The organism is Oleiphilus sp. HI0043 (genome assembly GCF_001634935.1).
The window spans coordinates 1-1531 of sequence record NZ_LWEY01000062.1; the positions used below are offsets into that span (position 1 = coordinate 1).

Genomic DNA, 1531 nt, shown 5'->3' on the forward strand with positions numbered 1-1531 from the left:
CTAGTCTTTATTTTCAGATGGGTGAGAACGAACGCGCAGCGAAGATATATCGTGACGTGTTATCGACACGTGATATTGGTTGGGCAAGGCTTGGTTTAAGCAAGGTGCAAGTTGCTTTGGGTGACTATGAAGGCGCTATCAAGGGGCTTCAAGGCTTATTAGCAGGTAACCCGAACTTAATTGAAGCCTATGATACCTTGGCCGAAGCGCAACTAAAGCATGGGAAGGCCCGCGATGCGCAAAAAACTTTGGCAAAGGCTGTTGATATTTCACCGCATGCTATTCTGCGTCAGCAGAAACTTGCTGAAGTTTGCTCTAAAAATAAAGATGTTGAAGGCGCTGCGGATGCTTTTTGTCAAAGTGTAAAGTTGGGGCACAATTCTGTACACGAGTCTTCTGAAAATTATTTAAGTTTAGGTCGCTGCCTTTCTGATTTGGCTGAAGGTGATACGTCGGATAATGGTAAAAAACAGGCAAAAGAAGCTGTTCATATTCTAGGGCGTGCTAGTAAGAAATTTAAGGATGATGTCAATGTTCAGGCTAGTGCATTATTGATCGAGGCCCGTGTTCACAAAGGGCAGGGTGATGACAAAAAGTCTCAGGCTGCACTGGATAAAGCCCAGGAAACAATGGATGTATCGAGCGCCTCAGCTGAAACAACCTTGGAGTTTGCTAAAACACTCTACAGTATGGGAGACGAGACCGAAGCCGAGAAGGTATTAAGTGATTTGGCAGAGCGTCACTCGGACGACAAGGGTGTCATGAACAATATTGAAGAGTTGCTTGATGAGCCTGTTAGCCTTCAGAAAAGGGTTAAAGCTAGAAAGCTTAACAAGAGTGGTATTACTGCATTTGAAGAGGGTGATCTGGACGAAGCGATTCGCGTTTTTGATGAGGCGCTTCAGGTTACGCCAAAACACCCAGCCCTTAACCTTAATACCGTCCAGGTAATGCTAAAACAAATTCGACAGCAAGGTGGCAACCCTCAGCTCAAAGCAAAGTGTGAGCAATGCTTGGACAATGTTAAGCATATTCCTGCTCAGCATAGGCAATACAAACGCTTCCAAAGTTTACAAACGAAGGTTAAGGCACTGTCCTAGTCGTAGGTAACAGTGGGTATCGCAAGTCCTGGCTTCAATTGTATGGGAATAATCTGTTGCAACGTGTAATTTCCACTTGAGCCTGACTCATTTGCTCGCTATTATTCCTGCGCCTATTTTTCCGCCCTTAGCTCAGCTGGATAGAGCGTCCCCCTCCTAAGGGGAAGGTCTCAGGTTCGAATCCTGAAGGGCGGGCCATTCTTGTTTATATCTCCATATTGCTCTTAAAACTCAGAGCTATGTTATTAAAGTGTAAAACCACGCGTGTTTAGGTTTGTGGCTTTGGCAATCCACAGATTATGGTCTACCTTTGTAATCATGTGGATAAAGTCCTTTATCATTTATATTTCTTTGATTGCAGTTTTCCAACTGTCGCTCGCCCGTACCTGTTATGCTGATGACTCAGGCGGTCATGTCAGTGAATCAGCGAA

1 protein-coding gene and 1 tRNA gene are annotated in these 1531 nt (G+C 44.7%); both read left to right on the top strand.

Going from position 1 to position 1531, the window contains the following annotated elements; all coding sequences use genetic code 11:
* Positions 1 to 1100: tetratricopeptide repeat protein (locus A3729_RS01385; RefSeq protein ID WP_068633005.1), on the top strand; the 1100-nt coding region annotated here is incomplete at its 5' end.
* Between the two features lie 121 nt (positions 1101 to 1221).
* Positions 1222 to 1298: transfer RNA gene (locus tag A3729_RS01390), tRNA-Arg, on the top strand.
* The last annotated feature ends 233 nt before the right edge of the window (positions 1299 to 1531 follow it).